General features: G+C 56.6%; 11 protein-coding genes. 10 read left to right on the top strand and 1 reads right to left on the bottom strand.

Annotated features, from left to right (window positions below; all coding sequences use genetic code 11):
- The first annotated feature begins 72 nt into the window (after window positions 1–72).
- The 5 genes from FJQ55_RS14905 (at window position 73) to FJQ55_RS24000 (ending at window position 9,593) form a co-directional block, all read left to right on the top strand.
- Window positions 73–2,844 carry a tetratricopeptide repeat protein gene (locus FJQ55_RS14905; RefSeq protein WP_140829390.1) on the top strand — a complete coding sequence of 924 codons (2,772 nt, stop codon included), beginning with the start codon at window positions 73–75 and terminating at the stop codon, window positions 2,842–2,844.
- Entirely contained in the window at window positions 2,828–4,078 is a 1,251-nt protein-coding gene (locus tag FJQ55_RS14910) for a tetratricopeptide repeat protein (RefSeq protein WP_140829392.1), read from the top strand. The genes FJQ55_RS14905 and FJQ55_RS14910 overlap by 17 nt, the downstream gene beginning before the upstream one ends.
- A gap of 275 nt (window positions 4,079–4,353) precedes the next feature.
- On the top strand, window positions 4,354–5,208 hold the full coding sequence (locus tag FJQ55_RS14915) for an alginate lyase family protein (RefSeq protein WP_161596990.1): 855 nt from the start codon (window positions 4,354–4,356) through the stop codon (window positions 5,206–5,208).
- A 140-nt stretch (window positions 5,209–5,348) separates the two neighbouring features.
- Window positions 5,349–9,173 carry a tandem-95 repeat protein gene (locus FJQ55_RS14920; RefSeq protein WP_140829395.1) on the top strand — a complete coding sequence of 1,275 codons (3,825 nt, stop codon included), beginning with the start codon at window positions 5,349–5,351 and terminating at the stop codon, window positions 9,171–9,173.
- Window positions 9,174–9,383: 210 nt separating this feature from the next.
- Window positions 9,384–9,593: a helix-turn-helix domain-containing protein gene (locus FJQ55_RS24000; protein ID WP_425467546.1), complete on the top strand. Its 210-nt coding sequence runs from the start codon at window positions 9,384–9,386 to the stop codon at window positions 9,591–9,593.
- Between the two features lie 74 nt (window positions 9,594–9,667).
- Here FJQ55_RS24000 and FJQ55_RS14925 read toward each other — a convergent pair whose 3' ends face one another.
- Complete coding sequence (locus tag FJQ55_RS14925; protein WP_140829397.1) at window positions 9,668–10,159, bottom strand: helix-turn-helix domain-containing protein; 492 nt, start codon at window positions 10,157–10,159, stop codon at window positions 9,668–9,670.
- A gap of 141 nt (window positions 10,160–10,300) precedes the next feature.
- Here FJQ55_RS14925 and FJQ55_RS23345 point away from each other — a divergent pair, with 141 nt between their 5' ends.
- The 5 genes from FJQ55_RS23345 (at window position 10,301) to FJQ55_RS14945 (ending at window position 17,978) form a co-directional block, all read left to right on the top strand.
- A complete protein-coding gene (locus FJQ55_RS23345; RefSeq protein WP_161596991.1) occupies window positions 10,301–10,465 on the top strand; it encodes a hypothetical protein in 165 nt (54 codons plus the stop codon).
- Window positions 10,465–10,788 carry a hypothetical protein gene (locus tag FJQ55_RS14930; protein WP_140829399.1) on the top strand — a complete coding sequence of 108 codons (324 nt, stop codon included), beginning with the start codon at window positions 10,465–10,467 and terminating at the stop codon, window positions 10,786–10,788. Before FJQ55_RS23345 ends, FJQ55_RS14930 begins: the two co-directional genes overlap by 1 nt.
- Window positions 10,788–12,824, top strand: a complete 2,037-nt coding sequence (locus FJQ55_RS14935; protein ID WP_140829401.1) for an AAA family ATPase — start codon at window positions 10,788–10,790, stop codon at window positions 12,822–12,824. The genes FJQ55_RS14930 and FJQ55_RS14935 overlap by 1 nt, the downstream gene beginning before the upstream one ends.
- 322 nt (window positions 12,825–13,146) lie before the next feature.
- Window positions 13,147–13,446 carry a hypothetical protein gene (locus FJQ55_RS14940; protein ID WP_140829403.1) on the top strand — a complete coding sequence of 100 codons (300 nt, stop codon included), beginning with the start codon at window positions 13,147–13,149 and terminating at the stop codon, window positions 13,444–13,446.
- 689 nt (window positions 13,447–14,135) lie between these two features.
- On the top strand, window positions 14,136–17,978 hold the full coding sequence (locus tag FJQ55_RS14945; protein WP_140829405.1) for an SIR2 family protein: 3,843 nt from the start codon (window positions 14,136–14,138) through the stop codon (window positions 17,976–17,978).
- Window positions 17,979–18,053 lie beyond the last annotated feature (75 nt).

Raw genomic sequence — 18,053 nt, forward strand, 5'->3', positions numbered from 1 at the left:
GGCACATGGCGGCCCGCAGGGGCTGCCTCGATGAAATGACTGCATGCAAGCAACGCGACTGGAGGACAGCATATGCAAGGATTTCGTATCCGCCGCTTCGGAATGGTGCTCGCAACCGCGGTCCTGGCGGCGGCCAGCCTTGGCGAGCGCAGCCATGCCGTATCCCAGGCCACAGAGGCCCTTTATCCGGCGGCGCCTCCGGCGCTCGATTACGGGCGCATCTGCCGCAAGCCCGATGTCCCGGCGCCGCTCGCCTTCGACTGGCGTGGCTGGACCGGCGGCCCGGTTCCCGTCTCTCAACAGCAGGTCTTTGCCGATGCCATCCGCTTCATCGACGGCGGCAGCGAAGTCACGCGCGATTTGCCGCTCGCACGGCGCATGCTGGAAATGCTAGTCTCCCAGGGCACGGGCCCTGCACTCGGGGCGCGGCGGCGATTGGCTCTGCTGCTGCTCGATGACCGGGCAGGGCCGCAAGATCGCAAACGCGCTGCGGACCTGCTCGTCGAAGCCACCGCGTCTCAGGAAACAGATGCCGCTCTGTCCCTCGGACGTTTGATTGCTGAGGGCGAGCTCCCCGGTCTTCCTTTGCCGGACGCGCCCCGTTACCTGGGGATCGCCGCGGGATTTGGCGAGCCGATGGCCGCCTTCGAACTCTCCGCACTTTATGCAAACGGCGCGCTGCCCGCACCGTTTGAAGAGGCCGCCGCACATTTCGCCAATCTCGGGACGATCAACCTGCAGACCGCGCTCGCTTCGGGCGACTGTGCCGTGGCGGCCGAATTTGGCCAGTTCCTTGTCGACAAAAACCTCCCGGACGGGGCCCAGCGCGCCGTAGCCTGGTTCGAGGTGGCAGCAAAGGCTGGCCACCGCAACGCCCTTGAAAAACTCGCCCGCGCCTACGCCACGGGGCGCGGCGTGGAAGCACAGCCCGAAGCTGCGCGCCGATATTGGTCCCGGGCGGTCGAAGCCGGATCGGTCGCCGGCCTTGCCGCCCTGGCCGAACAGGACCTCATCGCAGGTCTTGACACGCAGGACGTCCGCCACCGGCTTCAACTGGCCATGGCCAATGGCGATCCCAATGCCTTCCTGTTGGCCGCTCGCTTCTATCGCGGTGACTTCAACGCCAAGGCTGATTTCCGCGCGCTGCAGCAGGTCCTGGATCAAGCCACCGCGCGGTCGGATGTTTCGATCTTTACGCTGGACATTTTGGGGAATGCGATGCTGTCCGGTCAGGGCACCGCTCCCGATTTACAGAAAGCAAAGGCAATCTACGAGCGCATTCTGGCATACGGAACGGCCGACGCCGAAGCCATTTATGGTCGCTATTTGTTGAAATCGGGTGCAGGGATCGAGCAGGCCGTCACCCATCTCCAAAAGGCCGAGGCGACTGGTTCAGCGCTGGTCACGACCACGCTCGCCGACATCGCCGCCTGCCGGCAAGAAACCGGCTTCGACCAGCCGGCACTGCTGCGCAAGGCCGCCTCTGCAGGCAATCCACTCGCCCTGCGCAAACTGGCCCGCCTGTCCCTTGATGTTGGCAACAAGGCGCAGGCGGCCACACTGTTCGAAAAGGCGGCCAGTCTCGGCGACCGTATCGCCATGATCGAGCGAGCCGCCGCTATACTCCGCGAGGCTGAACAAGCCGGGAGGGAAGCCAAGGTCGCCGCGGAACTGATAGACGCAGCCGGCGCCCCTGGTGAGGGCATCATTGCCGGTCGTCTTGCGCTGTATCAGGCGCTTCGCAACGGTCGCCTCGGAGAAGATGCCGGGCGCAGCACTGCTCTCCTGCAGACACTCACCGCGAGCTTCGACCCGGCCGCCGATGTCGAGATCGTGCGCGATCGGCTGAAATCCGGCAGCATCACCTCAATCGATCCGGAAGCGCGCCAGCGGTTGGAACGCGCGGCGACTGCCGGCAATGCCGACGCCATGCTGATGCTCGCTCACCTGCTGGCTGCGGACAAGGCCACTGCCGCACAGGCAACCGAGTGGCTGATACGTGCAGCGGAACAAGGCAATTCCGAAGCTCTTTCCACCCTGCCGACGGATCGAGCAGTACTGACGCGCGTTACCGCCAGCCTCGAAAATGTCCTTCTCTGCGATGGCGACACGCTGGCGCAAAAGGCGCGGCTTTATCGACTGCTCGGCAACCAAGACGCTGCATCTGCCGCTCTGGCCACGGCAGAGCGAGTGGCCACGACCCGCTCGCCCCGCCAGATCTTTGCGCTCGCCCAGGCGGTCATGGCAATCACGCCGCAGGCAACGGACGATACGGAACGCGCCGCCCGTCTTCTTTTGAAGAGCGCCGAAGCCGGCTACGGAAAGGCGAGTCTGGCGCTCGCTCGACTTTACGACGGCGGCAAGCTCGGAGACCGGCACCTTGAGGCCATCGACTGGTATCGCCGCGCAGCCTTGGCGGACGAGCAGACCGCCGTCCCGGAGCTTGCTCGTCTTGCGAGTGGCGGCGCAGATGCGAATGCCCTCCAAGCCTTGAAATCTGTAGCCATAGCCGGCAACGTCACGGCCTTGCGCAGCCTGGGCATGTTGCTGGCCACCCGCACCGGGGCCGACCGCGACGAAGGCATCCACTTGCTTGAAGAAGCCGCCGCCCGGAAGGATGTCGCGGCGATGAAGATCCTCGCCCGCTTCCATGCGTCGGGCCTGGATGGACAGGTTTCGGCAGCCAAGAGCACCCAGTGGACCCGTATGGCCGCGGAAGAAGGCGATGCGGAAGCCATGTTCCAATACGCTCTCGCCCTCGACCTCGGGTTCGGCGTCGAATCCGATGCGAAATCCGCAAAAACCTGGCACCAGAAGGCACTTGAAAATGGTTTTGTTCAGTAAGTTTCAGGCTGTGTTCGCGCTGCTGTCGCAGCCCATTCGTCGCACCGGCTCGCGTCTGACACGCATAGGTCTGGTGCTCGGCCTCGGTTTCTCCGTTGCACTGGGCGCTCCCGTGGCGAGTGTTAGTTTTGCGGCCGGTGCCGAGACCTTGCTGCGTAACAACCTGCCGGCGGCCCTGCGCGGCAACCGTGTCGCGGTGCGGGAAGTTGCCCGCGCCATCATCCGCATCGGGCCGCGCTCGTTCAAGTCCGCGGCTCAGATTCGGCCGCTCTTGCGCAGCGAGGCCTTGCGCGGGTCGAGCGCTGCGGCCAACGCCTATGGGATCCTGCTCCAATATGGCATCGGCGGCCCAAAAAAGCCCAAGGAAGCAGCGAACTGGTATGCAAAGGGCGGCGCGAAGGGCAATCTCGGCGCCGCCAAAAATGCAGCCCTCGCCTATGCCCTCGGTTGGGGCGTCCAGCGCAATACAAAGCGCGCCAACCAACTGCTCGCCAAATTGCCTCCGGACCAGCGCAGCCGCAAAATGCTGGAGATCAGCAAGGCCCTCATGCATCCCGGGCGTGAAGAGCCGGAACTGGCCCTCTATTGGCTGGAACGGGCCGTGTCGAATGATAAGAGCGGCCAGCTGAATGCCGCCAGCGCTTACCAGACCCTTGCTGGCGCCATGGCGAACGGCGACGAGAAGCTGCTTGATTGGCTTGAGCCATTGGCCGAGAAAGGCGACGTGCGCGCCCAGATCCTGCTAGCCCGGCATTACGAGGAGAAAGCGACCGAAACCGAACGGGCAAAGGCCGTCGATCTCTACGAGCAGGCGGCGATCGCCAACAATCCGGATGCCTATGAAGCACTCGGGCGTCTGCTCGCCATCAGCCAGTCTCCTCTGTCGGATCACATTTTAGCCTTTCTCGAGGAAAAGGCGCGGGCCGGCGTCCCATGGGCAAACCTGGCGCTTGGCACTCATTATGTCTTCGGCGCAACCACATCGGACGAAATGCGCGCAAAGGGTCTGACCTTCATGGAAGTCGCCGCTCGCGCTGGCGATCCGGAAGTACAGTACCAGTTAGCGCTTGTTCTGCTTGGCGATGCCAGCGACACGGGTCAGCATGATCTCGCTAGGGCCTATCTGGTCCTATCTGCTGCAGGCGGCAACAAGTTTGCCGCACAGGCCGCAAAGAAATTCGGCCCGCTGACTGTCGCCGATGCTCGCTTGATCATCGAAACAGGCAAAAACTGATCCATTCAGGATCTGGCAACGCCAAGAATAGTCCATCGTCCACTATGGGATTAAGTGTGGGGTAAGCCTTCATCTTTATACCAGCATGAAATTCGTTCTGGAGTTTCCTGTTGGCAAGGCAAACCGCGCGCCGAATCTCCGTGTGCCTCGGCGCTGTGCTGGTCATGGCTGGGCAGGCCATCGGCCAACCGGTGGATATTCCTCGGACAACCGGGGAACCGTTCGGCAGCCCACTGCAAACGTCAGTGCCCCCTTCCGATGGTGGCTGCCTTCCGATGCCCGATCTGCCTCGTCGGCTGGAGACCACTTCGAAATACGATCAGTCATTCGCCTCTAAGTCGGTGATCGATCCGGCTGCCCGCCAACGCCGGGAGGACCAGCTGATGCCGGTGGCAAGTGCCATCCGCTCGCTTGTGGTGGCAACTCGCCGCAACGGCAGCCCCGACCAGATCAACCGGACCGCCACCTGCACAATCGCCACGCTGCGCCACTGGGCCGTAATCGGCGCCCTGACCGAGATGGCGACGTCGGATGCCAATCTGAGCCGAGACCGCTTCACCTCTGACATCGCCGGTGTCGTGATGATGCTGCAGGCCCGTGGCCAGGATCTGCGTGGCGAAGTCGAAGTCCGTACTTGGTTGGAAACGCTCGCTCGCCAGACCATGGCCTATTATGATGGCAAGGCGGGGGCGACAGCCCGCCGCAACAACCACCGCTATTGGGCAGGCATCGCCGTAGCCGAGATCGCCGAGATCCTGGGCGACAAGGACATGCAGGCTTGGTCTAGGGAGGCATTTACCATTGGCGCCTGCCAGATCGATGAGCAGGGATATCTGCCGCTGGAACTCGCCCGCGCCGAGCGCGCCTATGAATATCACCTCTATGCCTATAGTGCCTTGGCAGGGCTCGCCATCCGCCTGTCTGCGGCGGGTGCAATCGCCCTGCCCTGCGAAGACCGCCTCGACAGGCTCTACCGTCTGGTCTCTCGCGGGGAAGACAGCGCCCGTGATTTCGCGACGCGCACAGGGCTTCGCCAACGCCCCCCCTCCCGCCGGCATCTTGAGGCGGTTGCGGTCGCTCCGCCCCACTTCAATGATATGCGCACGACCGGCGACGTGAAATATCCCTGACCTCGAATAGGGCTAAATAATACTCGGCTTGGACCAAATAAAACCAGCCATCGTTGATCTGCATTTATATCCTTTCCCAGTTACCGCTTTTACACTCGAAGGAATTGAGAGGTAACGGCCCTGAGGGCGATGGGGAAAACATGGCGATTTTTAATGTATTGGATTATGGCGCAACCCCCGACGACGACACGGTCGACAGTGCAGCCATTCAGGCAGCAATTGATGCGGCCTATGCGGCGGGTGGCGGTACCGTCTATATCCCCGCCGGCACCTTCTTGATGACGGGAAACCCCGCAAATTCCTCGGACGGCTGCATCGAAGTCCGCTCCAACGTCACCCTGAGCGGCGCCGGCATTGGTGAAACGGTACTCAAGTTGGTCGACCACTTCGACACCCGTATCAACGGCATGGTCCGCACGCCCGTCGACGAAAACGTCAGCAATGTGGTCATTGAGAATCTGACGATCGACGGCAACCGGGCAAACAACACAGAACACCAGGCTGGCATCATCACGGGCGTGAAGGAGGAGACCGGCCTCATCCATCAGGACATCACGATCCGCGGTGTTGAGGTCATGAATTGCAATGCCTATGGCATCAATCCGCATGAAATTACGTATGATTTGGTCGTCGAAGACTGTATCTCGCACGGCAATGGCAAGGATGGTTTCGTTGCCGATTACGTCGTGAACGGGCTCTACAGAAACAATATTGCCTACGACAACGACCGTCATGGCTTTAATATCACCACGAGCAGCCACGACATCACACTGGAAAACAATATTGCCTATGACAATGGCGGCGCCGGCCTTGTCACCCAGCGGGCTGATATCTTCCCGGAGGGGCAGAATGATATTCCCTGGCCAACGAACATTACCGTCATCGGCGGCGAGTATTACAGCAACGAGCGTGAGGGCATTCTCATCAAGCTCTCGGACAGCGTCACCGTGATCGGTGCCAGCGTTCACGACAACATGCGTCAAGGCATCCGGATTGAAGGTGCGACCAATACGACAATCCACGACAGCACGATCTTCAACAACTCCCAGGAAAGCGCTGGCGTCTACGACGAAATCAATATCCGCCTGCGGGTAGACGATACTGTAAATCCGCCAAGGATATACTATTCCGAAGATACGAAGATCTATGATAACCTGATCTATGCGGATGGAGTAATTCGCGCGCGTTACGGCATACGCGAGGAATCGACCAATTCGACCGCCGACAATCCGTCCGGCACCATTGTTTACGGCAATACCGTCACGGGGGAAGTCAGCGGCGACATCTTCATCCCGCCGCACTCGGCCACAGAAGGTCCCGACATCTTTTACGGCACCGCGAGCGGCGATAACTTTGCCGGCCTCGGCGGCGATGACATCTACATCGTCAACCATTCGCTCGATGTTGTGACCGAGCAGCCCAATGCGGGTAACGACACGGTCATTGCCTCGCTCAACCATACGCTCGCCGCCAACGTCGAAAATCTTTATCTGACCGGCAATGCCATCCGCGGCACCGGCAACGATCTCGCCAACGAAATTGTCGGCAATAATCTGAACAACGAATTGGAAGGTCTGGGAGGCGCCGACATCCTGGACGGCGGCCTCGGCGCCGATATCATGCAGGGTGGCGACGGTAACGACACCTATTTCGTCGACAATGTCGGCGACGCGATCGTCGAAAAGGACCATGCGGGTGCCGGCGGCTATGACACGGTCTACAGCACTGTCAGCTACACCCTCTCTGCCGAGGTGGAAAAACTGATCCTGCTCGGCACCGGCAATCTTGACGGCACCGGCAATGCCTCCGCCAACACCTTGATCGGCAATGATGGCAACAACGTTCTCGATGGCAAGGGTGGTGCCGATATCATGACCGGCGGCAAGGGCAACGACACCTATGTCGTTGACCACACCGGCGACGTGATTAACGAGCTTGCAAACCAGGGATTTGACACCGTCCTGAGTTCGCTCACCTATGTTCTCGGCGCCAATCTCGAGAACCTGACACTGACCGGCAATCTCAGCCGCGACGCCACCGGCAACGAATTGTCCAACGTGCTGAAGGGTAATGACGGGATCAACAAGATCCACGGTATGGATGGTGACGACTTTATCGAAGGCGGATTGGGTGCCGACCAGCTTTATGGCGACAGTGGCAACGACACATTCATTCTACGCAAGGGTGAATTCGCCGGCGACGTGATTGAAGACTTCACGGGCAAGGGCGATGGGCTCGGCGATTCGATCGTCTTCACCGGTTTTTCGTCGGCAGCCGTGCTGGTTGATCTGGGCGGCGGCAACTGGATGGTCCAGGACGGCAGCTATACCGAAACCTTCCGCATCAAGACGCCGATCGGCGAATCCGCTTTTGTCGCACAAGATTATGGCTTCGCCACCGATGTGGTGATCCCGCAGAACACGCCGCCCGTCGCATCTGCCACCGGCAACACCGCGAGCGGCAACGAGGACACGCTGATTATCGGCTCCGTACCGGCCGGCAGCGACGGTGAAAATGATGCGTTGAGCTATGTCCAGGTCGGAACGCTTGCCGGCCTGACGCTGAATTCCAATGGCAGTTTCTCCTATCAGCCCGGCAGCAACGCCAATGGCCCGGTCACCTTCAATTATGTGGTCGTCGATGCGAAGGGGGCGCAGAGTGCTGCTCAAACCTTCACCATCACGGTTAATCCGGTCAATGACACCCCGATGGCAGCGGCCGCCGGCAACACCGCTTCGGGTAACGAGGACACAACGATCACCGGCACGATCCCGGCAGGGACCGATTGGGACGGCGATACGCTTACCTACGTCCAGGTCGGGACGGTCCCTGGCCTGACGCTGAATGCCAACGGCACATTCTCCTATGTGCCGGTCGCCAATTTCAATGGCGCTGTTTCCTTCAATTATGCCGTCCGCGATCCCTCGGGCGCCACAAGCGCCACACAGGCCTTCGTCATCACCGTGGTTCCCGTCAATGACGCGCCTACGGCAGCGGCCGCTGGCAATGCCGCCTCGGGCTTGGCGAACACCGTTATTGCTGGGGCCCTGCCGAGCGGCGCGGATATCGAGGGCGATGCCATCAGCTACGCGCTCGTCAGCGGACTCAGTGGGTTGACGCTCAATCCCAATGGCACCTTCTCCTATACACCAGCCTCCGGCGCGACCGGTGATTTCACCTTCCAGTACAAGGTGGTCGATGCGCTCGGCGCGGAGAGTGCCGCCCAAAGCTTCACCATCTCCGTCACCTCCCCCTCCGGTCAGGTCATCACCGGGAACAACAGCAGCAATATTCTGCATGGCGGGTCCGGCGACGACACGATCGACGGCCTGAAGGGCTCCGACACGATGTATGGCCATGCCGGCAACGACACCTATTACGTGGATGCTTCGGGCGACAAGGTGATCGAGGTCGTCGGCGAGGGATACGACCGCGTCCTGACCACCTCGTCCTTCACGCTGCAGGCTGGCTCCGAGGTGGAATATGTCAAGGCGACCGGCACCTCCTCCGTCTCGCTCAAGGGCAATGAATTCAACAACGTGTTGGTCGGCAATGCCGCATCCAACACATTGACCGGCAACAATGGCGATGACCGCCTGGACGGTGGTCTCGGCAAGGATTCGCTGACTGGCGGCAATGGCAAGGACAGCTTCGTTTTCTCCACCGCGCTCTCCTCGTCGAACGTCGACGCGGTCAAGGATTTCAAGGTGGTGGATGACACGATCGTGCTCGATAAGACGATCTTCTCCGCCCTTGCCACAGGCCAGCTGTCAGCCGCGGAATTCGTCGTGGGCACGCAGGCGCTCGATGCAAATGATCACATCATCTACGACAAGACCGCCGGCACCCTGTTCTACGACGCTGACGGCGCAGGCGGCCTCGCCGCCGTTCAGTTCGCCACCATCTCGAAAAATCTCGCCATCACCTATCTCGACTTTGTCGTAGAGGATACCGCGCTGGTCTAGTCACCATTTCCACGAACCGCGTTGGCAGAATGCAAGAAACCGCCGGCTGTCGATCAGCGACCGCCGGCGGCTCTGTTTCTTCGCTTGGAAATATTAGCCAGCAACCTGCCAGCCCCAGGCACAGATGTGCGGAGATCGAATGGCCACGACCCTGGCAACATCGGATATCAAAGATCGCAGATCCATCCACCGATAAGCGGCACGCTGAAAATGTCTTGGTGCACCGCGAGTGATATAAAAGCGAACCCCGAAAAATTTTGGAGTTTTTCGTTTAAAAAACAGTCACCTGCACCTAGCTCTTTGGTCCAGAAGGCGCTTGCTCTAAGGGCTGCTGGGAGTTCACTAGCGTCTATTGCAATCGCTTTAGATGTGTCGCTGTCGACCGTCAAACGGTACGTCAAATCGGGCGAAGGTTTGTAGGCTCGGTGTCTTTAGTTTCGCCACGGAAGCCAGAATACTCGGATATCTGAGCCCTTACCGTGACGTCCAAGCTACTACCCAAACAGGTTGTTGATCCAACGCGTTCCTGCTCCGTGAGATGAATTCCCCTTCGTGATCTCGACATTCAGGCCATTGAGGCAAAGCTCAAGTTTTTTCAAAGTGTCCAGGTTTATCGATTTCAATTCTCCCCGTTCGAGTAAAGCTATAAATTTTCGTCCAATTTGAGCTTGCTCGGCCAATTTCTCTTGTGAAAGGTCGGCCAGACCTCGCGCGGCGCGAAAAGCTTGCCCACCAAACGCGTCTGCCTTGTCTGGTGACTTCCATCGGATTCCAGCACCGTATCCGTCTGTTGGATCAAGAAACTCTACCCCGTGTACTTCGTAAAAGGCTTTTACTGTCAAAGCTGCGCTTGGCAGCCGCTGCCGCGTACCGTTCTCCAAAGTGATTAGGAATCGGCCAGTTAGCTTGCACGAGGTCTCAACATGACTTTGGTTATAGCCAAGGAGAAATCGTGCAGCTCGCAGAAGGGCCGGAAGTGATTGCATTCTCTCAAGAAATCGCTGGAGCTTGAAATGTCAACATAGGCTCTATTTCGATCCTTTTTGTGAGTTTTCGATCTTTTTCTTTGCAAATCGGTCCCGAATCGGTGTTTTTGGTGCGTATCAAACGAATCAAGAGGACGTCCGATGACCGAAATTCTTTTTAAGTTTGCACCTGGATTTCGCTCGAAAGTGCCGCTGGAACGTAAAAGCAATCAACTCGACTTCGCTTTCATGTTCGATGTGGATGATTTTGCACGCCAGGTCTCTCCTCAAATGTCGCGGCTGCCGCTGGCTTGTGGAGAGGTGTGATGTCGCCATCTGACAAAGCGGACACTCGCACCGAATTAGCTGATCTCGCCAATAAGCTGCGAGACCTTGCCTTCGCTCTTGATGAATTGAGTTCTGTCGGTCCTGAGGGGATCGAAGCTAGTGTCTCGATTTCGGAGTGGACTTTCGCAAATCGGATCGTGCCCATCCTCGTAGGAAAGATGATGGGTCACCCCTCAATCAAGAATGGCAATATCGGTGCGACGACCGAGATATTTTATATTGATACGACCGCTGGTTTGGCTCGGTCGTTCAATCGCTGGTACCGGTTAGGCCCCGGTATCCACGACCATTTGGTGATGTGATGAGCGACAAGCACGGTTATCAGGTTGATGAGTTTATCGATGCGTTGCGAGCAGTGGCGGACGCAAAACGAGAGCTTAATCGTGTAATTCAAGAAGCTCCTCAGCGGCTTTATGGTGGTCGCGGCAGGGAGCTACTTGATAAAAGCCCGCGTGAATTCCTTGGATACTGCGCCCTAGTTCGCATTCTCAAACGGCAATATGGATTTCTGTCAAAAGGCGGTGGGGTCCTGGTAGTACGAGTGCCTTCTCGCTGGCCCATAGAAGACTTCGAGCCTCTTGCGGATTTATGTTTGGGGCCTGGCAAGAACAGAGACACCTTAGATTTCAGTGTGTGCTGTCACACCTCACGGAACCGAAAGGGCAAATGGGATTTCCAGCCGCAGAGATACCTCTCTGCACCTAGGACAATCGTGTTCATTTCAAAGGGAAATGAATTGCACGCGGAATTCGAAGCAGTGGTCGACTGGACAGCGGATTTGGATGTTCTGGATTCTCGGTGCGTTGAAGGTCTCTGCAAATTTTTGGGGAGTGGTAGGCTCTCTGACGATGACAGAGAATTTCTTCAGCAACAGGACGTCGGCGTTATCGACAGTGCGTTTCGGCGCGGCAAGCCCGCAGAAAGGGCTATTGGGAGACTTAGAAAGCTGGTGTCGCATGGAGCCGACAAACCCACCCTTCCTTTGTCATCATTTGGTTCTGCAGGCGAATGGGGACAACGCCTGAAGCGTGATCTTGCGCTTTGGAGGGAAGGAGTTCTCCCCTGGAACCAGATCGACAAAGGAATTCTGCTCTACGGACCTCCTGGAACCGGCAAGACGACATTTGCGAAATCATTAGCCGTCGAGTGCAATGCCCACTTTATCGCTTCCTCACTCGGTCAATGGCAGAGTTCGGGACACATGGGCGATCTGCTCAAAGCAATGTACGCGACTTTTGCAGAAGCAAAGGCATCTGCTCCCTCAATATTGTTAGTAGACGAGTTCGATTCATTCGGTCATCGGGCGAAGCTCTCTGGCGACAATGCCCAGTACATGCTGGAAGTCATCAACGCGATGCTTGAAGCAGTGGACGGCGCTACCGGCCGCGATGGTGTGATCATCGTCGCGGCGAGCAATCTTCCTGAACGGATTGATCCGGCTTTCCTTCGTCCTGGGCGTCTGGAAAAACACATCGAATTGTCAAAACCGGATACCGCAGGGCGAGAGGCAATCCTCACACACTATCTACCCGAATTCTCCGGGAACGAGGCCTTGAAAGAGGCCGCGAGGAATTTAAACGGCAAAAGCGGTGCTGATCTTGAGTATATAGCTCGCCAAGTCCGGAAGCGTGCGCGAGACGAAAGCCGCCCAGCCAGGATCGCAGACCTTGTCGAAGTGGTGCCCGTCTTCATCCCATTGAAGCCTGATGAATTATGGCGAATATGCCTTCACGAAGCAGGCCACGCTGTGCTCGCGAAAGTATTTGATATCGGCACGATAACCTCTGTCGAGGTTTATACGGATGACAATCGTGCCGACCAGGATGACGATATTCATGGACGAACGATGATATTGACCCCTCGTTCGACCTTGCACACTGAGAGTTCATATCGTGCCGAGATCGCGATGAAACTGGCTGGCCTCGCGGCCGAGGAAGTCTTCGTCGGAGATCGGTCGACAGCCTCAGGGGGACTGGAGAAAGGTGACCTCGCCGAAGCGACCGAACTAGCCCTTAAGATGGTCACTATGTTTGGAATGGGTAGCACACTAAACGTCCTACCGACGCGTTTCCTTGACACCAAGGATGCGGCTCTCTTTCAGAAGTATCCGTACATTCAGCGGGAAGTTGACGAAATCTTACAATCTGAACTCGACGAAGCGCGTGAAACTCTCAGGAAATACAAGGACGTGGTCGTATCATTGGCCAAAGCTTTGAAGAAGAAACGGAGTGTCTTCGGCTATGACCTGGACACCATTCTCCGTCCCCTACCTAGGCGCACCCGCCGTGCAGTCTTCACCCGAGACCAAGACCTAAACAGCGTGGTGGTGACACCGTAGAACGCTGGCGACGCGTGTTTCTTGTAAGACAAGCGTACAGCGCAAGTCCGATAAACTCCGGAGAGGCAACAGGATTTCGACTGGACTTCGTGATCGACATCTAGCAAATCGGCCAAGCGCATTCTGTCTCAGAAGACCGATTGCAAGCTCGTGCTTTCCACAGTGGCTGGGCAAGCTCTTATGTCGTCCACAGCCAATTGAACTCTGAGCATCGCCACCTAAGGAGTTGTAAACTCATACTCCGTAGAGAATGGTCTTTTAATTGTATATCGCGGACAGAGTCGCTTTAAGCGCTCTCCCGCCCTCATTTCCGATGTGGAAGATGGTACCTTTGTCAGAACCAACAGACCTTCACAACGTGCTCCTTCTGGCCAAAGTCATCGTAATGGCCTTTGCCGTCCATCCATGGTTGTTGTGTTGGTGGAAGTTTTCAGACGCCTTCACTGAATTATTCAGTCCTCGAATTGATTTGCTGTCCCCGCCAAAGCAGATGGAAGCGCCACTGAACATGGGCGATTCCATCCGAGGGCTTTTGATTTCAGGTGTCCTCGTGATAATTGGATTTTTTGGATTTCTCGGCATGATCGCAGATGTGCTGTTTGCCCTAGGCATACGACCGTAAACGTAGCCAACGGCTAGCGACGTTCTGAACATTCTTTTTAGGGTCGCTCGGAGGGAACCTGTCTAACGACATCAGCTCCCTAAACGGCTTACTGCGTTGAGTGCCTCGATACCAACCTAATCCCCTTGGCGGTTAGATCACCGCTTGACCGCCAGAACATGTTTGTCTTTTTGTACAGCAGCTGAATTACAGGGTGCATGCTTGTCAGCTCGCTTCTAGCCAAATCGGGTGAATGTCCGTGTGGTTCAGACGCCTTGGTCAGGGTGTGCTCCTATACAATTCGCCTTGCCATTCGAGCCTTTCTCGTCATGCTTGTAATGACGATGGACGGAGGATTCGAGTGATACCTTCAAAAGGCATGTAACGAGGCACCGATTAGCGAATGGCCGATTTTCAATGCCACACACCCCGTCATGGATCATGACAGGCAGCGCGGCATTCCCCGGGAGGCCTGATCAAGAAGCGGTCGGAAGAACATGGGCCTAGGAGGCGCTGCTGGAGCCAAGGGTCTATCGCTGATCGCGATCATTAAAGCGGACGACGCAATGGAAAAAGACGTCGCAAGTCTTCGATCCCATGGCATTGGAAGGCGGCGAGACAGCATTTGATCTCCCTCAATGCAGATATCGGTTCAGATCAAAATCCAACGAAGAACCTGTAGCTGAACGCTATTTTTTTGGAGATCACATTTGAGATTTCTTGCAGGCGGCCCCGCGATTCCCGATGAACTCCTTGTTGCCCGTGACAACGGGCGTGTCATATTTTTTTGCGGAGCAGGTGTTTCCCGAGCACGAACCGGTTTGCCAGATTTTTTCGGCCTCGCCGAGGCCGTCATAAAGGAACTTAGAGTTCCGGCGACTAGTCCAGCCCATAAGATTCTTGCTGAAGCGAGGGATATTGAGAACCGCACCGGGGTCGCCGGTCTTATCTCAGCAGATAAGCTCTTCGGCCTCCTCGAACGGGATTATCTTCGCCGTGACATCGAAGCGGCAGTGGCAAAGTCTCTTCGCCCGAAAGACAACGCCGATCTGTCCGCACATCAAATATTGTTGGACCTTGCTACCGCTCCGAATGGAAGGGTCCAATTGGTTACAACGAATTTCGACCGCTTATTTAATGAATGCAAGGCTGGCGTGGGATGCTCGCAGTTCCCGCGCCTTCCCGATCCCGCCCGCCAAGGCGATATTGACGGAATCGTCTACTTGCATGGCCGGGCGACAGCTGAGTACGACGCAGCTGAAAACGAAGGATTTGTGCTTTCGAGCGCAAGTTTCGGCAGAGCTTATCTGTCGGATGGCTGGGCAACCTCGTTTTTCAAAGAGATTCTAAAACGCTTTGTGGTGGTTTTCGTCGGTTACACTGCTGATGATCCACCCGTCCAATATCTTCTAGAAGCATTAAATCTTGATTTGGGCACCCTCGAAGGGGTGTACGCCTTTCAATCAGGGGCGCAAGACGAGGCGGTCGAACGCTGGAGGCACAAAGGCGTTCAAGCCATTCCTTACGATCCAAAAGCTCAGCATGAAGCGCTCTGGAAGACGTTGGAGGCATGGTCGGTACGGGCCCGTGATATCGACGGTTGGCATAATGGTGTACTTCGGAAGGCCCTTGAAGGGCCGAGAAATCTAGCAGCACATGAACGCGGTCAGGTCGCCCACATAGTGAGTACGCCCGAAGGCGCGAAGCGATTTGCGACGTACGACCAGACGCTACCAGCAGAGTGGCTGTGTGTGTTCGACCAGGGGGTCCGCTTCGCCAGGCCCAGTCATCTCTGGGTGAATCATCAGCGTGGCCCATATGTTGATCCCTTCGACCTCTACGGCTTGGACACAGATGACCCTCCTAAGCAAATCGATCCCGACGACCATTTCCCGAAGAGAGAGATACCACGCTCGGCTTGGAGTGCCTTCGATGTCAATCCTGGAGATTTCACCGGCAGCAGTCCTAATCTATCTTCGCCTCTTCGGGGCTACGGCTCCACTGCACCAGCAGCGATTCCACTTCGACTTCAAATTATTGGGGATTGGATCACGAAAGTAGCTCATAGTCCCACAGCAGTATGGTGGGCCGGGCGGCAAGTCGGGCTCAATCCAGAGCTGTGCGAACGTATTCGATGGGAACTAAGACAAGATGGAGCCGATTCAGATGTTCGCAGGTGTTGGCGCTTACTTTTTGAAAGCTGGGCGCACCGGCCGCGACCTCATCGGCGCGAATGGTATGAACTTCAGGAAGCAACCAAGCTGGATGGTTGGACTTCGACAGCTATCAGAGAACTCGGATCGATAAGTCGTCCATACTTGACGGCAAAGCCCCCTTATCTCGAAGGGCCTATCCCGCCGGACCCAGAGGCTACAGTCGATATTGACCGCGTTGTTCGAGCGGATGTGGAATATCCAGATGTCACGATGGACGTTTCAGTACCGGCTGAGCTTTCTCTTCAATTAATACGCGAATGTCGGCGCAACCTGGAAACCGCTCTTGATCTTGAAACCGAGACCGGCGGCTTTGATCTTGACCGGATCAGTCCGATCAACCGTGATCCGGACCCCCAAATTGATGGACATGAACGCTTCCGAGGTCTTAGCAGGCTCGTACTAAGCTACGTGAAGATGCTGAGTGCCTACCTTGAAGTAAATGCGACAGCCTGTCGTAGAGAAATGATGACTTGGCCGTTGGATGACGACACCATATTTGCAAGGCTTAGAATTTGGGCTCTTGGGAACGATAAAATGGTGCCGGAGTCTAGCGTTTCCGAGACCATGGACATGATCAGTCGAGATGCCTTCTGGTCTCCATACCATCAGCGAGATTTGCTTTTGTCCATCAAGCAGCGATGGGAAAGCCTTGGGGCAACAGAAAAGTCGGAGTTCGAACGGCGAATTTGTGAAGGTCCTGCTCGGTGGGAAGAGGAAGATCAGGAAAAATATGATGAGAGGCGAGCATGGGCTGTTGCTTCACGTATTCAATGGCTCGCATCCAATACAGACGGTTTAAGCTTTGATGTGACCGGGTTGCTCGCCGAGCTACGTATATCAGCACCAGATTGGAACCCCGGTTACGCAGATGGAGCAACCGAGTCTTTGGAAGGACGCGGTGGGGTTGTTCAAAAGGACAAAGACATCTCCTCGCTCAATAATATGCCAGCTTCGGAGGTGCTTGCTTTTTCGCGCCAAGCATCCAGCAACAGGCGTGAATTTCTCGTCGAACGCGACCCTTTTGCAGGACTTGTTGAGAAGTATCCTCTTCGAGCTTTAGCCGCACTTACCTATGCAGCGAGGACTAACGAATTCCCACAATGGGCGTGGGATCGTTTTCTTTCAGCCGACGCGAGAACGTCGGACAAGGAACGCTTAATCTGCCTGATCGCAGAGAGGGTCATCCGTTATCCGGTAGATTGCCTAACTTTCATTATTAGGCCGCTTGCCCGTTGGTTTAAAACGGTCGCGGGAAAACTGTCTCGCTCGGATGTGAGCGTCTTCGATCAACTGTTCTCTAAACTTGTTGAAATCCTGAAGGCGAACCCCGAGAGTGGAGTGTCGGCGATTATTCGTGGCAACAAGGAGCCGGACTGGACGATGGAGGCAATCAATGCTCCCGTTGGAAATCTGGCGGATGCCCTGATCCAAGACCCGAGAAAAGATGGATTGACTGCAAAGCAAGGGTTTCCGGCCAAGTGGCTTGCTCACGTGGAGGGCTTGCTTAATCTGCCGGGCGATCTCCGCCGTCACGCACTGGTAATCTTCTCGCACCAAATCAGTTGGCTCGATGCTGTCGATCCTGACTGGACACGCTCAAATATCCTGCCGGTGTTGGACGGAGAGGATACTCTCGACGAAGATGCGATGTGGGCAGGATTCCTCTGGGCTGCAAGGGTGCCAAACACCGAACTTTACCAATTGCTAAAACCTCATCTGCTTAGGCGAGCGCGTGAGAAAAACTCCGGTCGGCGTGGCTACAACCAGGTGATCGCGGGAATGCTGCTGGCTGGATGGGCCAGTCGTGACCAATCAGGTGAGAAGCTCATAAGCGATCAGGAATTCCATGATCTTCTTACCACTTCGGACGATGACCTTCGTCAAAACGTGATTTGGCAAGCGAAGAGCTTCGCAGACGACAAGGATGCAACTGTACCGGAGACAGGCCTCAATTGGTCCGAGCTGCTTGTCATGCTCCTAAAAGATGTATGGCCCAAGCAGAAGGCAGCGAAATCTCCGGCAATCTCTTCTCGCCTTTGCGACCTAGCGCTCTCAGCGGAAGATAATTTCGAAGTAATGGTAGATTCTATCCTGCCACTTGTCTCAAAGATCGAGGGCGACCAAATGTATTCACCTATAGCCGACAGCACAGAAAACACTGTTATAGAACAGTTTCCTTCTAAATTTTTGGAATTGTTATATGCGGTTTTGCCCGAAAACGCGAAATCGTGGCCCTACGGAGCTGCTCGCGCACTTAAGCGCATCGGCGAAGCCGAACCATTCCTGAAAACCGATGTCCGGATGCTTGAGTTGCTGCGAAGGCTTGAATTTGGTTGAGTCCGCAGTCATCGTTCGAACCATACCAACCTTTGAGAACCGAATTTCCGCTCGCCTGCGTGATAGGTCTCTGTC

It is taken from the genome of Rhizobium glycinendophyticum (genome assembly GCF_006443685.1).
GTDB lineage: Bacteria > Pseudomonadota > Alphaproteobacteria > Rhizobiales > Rhizobiaceae > Allorhizobium > Allorhizobium glycinendophyticum.

What these genes read in the sequence shown, in the direction of transcription:
- FJQ55_RS14915 (WP_161596990.1), top strand. Translation starts at nt 4,354, where the DNA reads ATGCCCGATCTGCCTCGTCGGCTGGAGACCACTTCGAAATACGATCAG.
- FJQ55_RS14905 (WP_140829390.1), top strand. Translation starts at nt 73, where the DNA reads ATGCAAGGATTTCGTATCCGCCGCTTCGGAATGGTGCTCGCAACCGCG.
- FJQ55_RS23345 (WP_161596991.1), top strand. Translation starts at nt 10,301, where the DNA reads ATGACCGAAATTCTTTTTAAGTTTGCACCTGGATTTCGCTCGAAAGTG.
- FJQ55_RS14910 (WP_140829392.1), top strand. Translation starts at nt 2,828, where the DNA reads ATGGTTTTGTTCAGTAAGTTTCAGGCTGTGTTCGCGCTGCTGTCGCAG.
- FJQ55_RS24000 (WP_425467546.1), top strand. Translation starts at nt 9,384, where the DNA reads ATGTCTTGGTGCACCGCGAGTGATATAAAAGCGAACCCCGAAAAATTT.
- FJQ55_RS14925 (WP_140829397.1), bottom strand. Translation starts at nt 10,159, where the DNA reads ATGCAATCACTTCCGGCCCTTCTGCGAGCTGCACGATTTCTCCTTGGC.
- FJQ55_RS14920 (WP_140829395.1), top strand. Translation starts at nt 5,349, where the DNA reads ATGGCGATTTTTAATGTATTGGATTATGGCGCAACCCCCGACGACGAC.
- FJQ55_RS14935 (WP_140829401.1), top strand. Translation starts at nt 10,788, where the DNA reads ATGAGCGACAAGCACGGTTATCAGGTTGATGAGTTTATCGATGCGTTG.
- FJQ55_RS14940 (WP_140829403.1), top strand. Translation starts at nt 13,147, where the DNA reads ATGGTACCTTTGTCAGAACCAACAGACCTTCACAACGTGCTCCTTCTG.
- FJQ55_RS14930 (WP_140829399.1), top strand. Translation starts at nt 10,465, where the DNA reads ATGTCGCCATCTGACAAAGCGGACACTCGCACCGAATTAGCTGATCTC.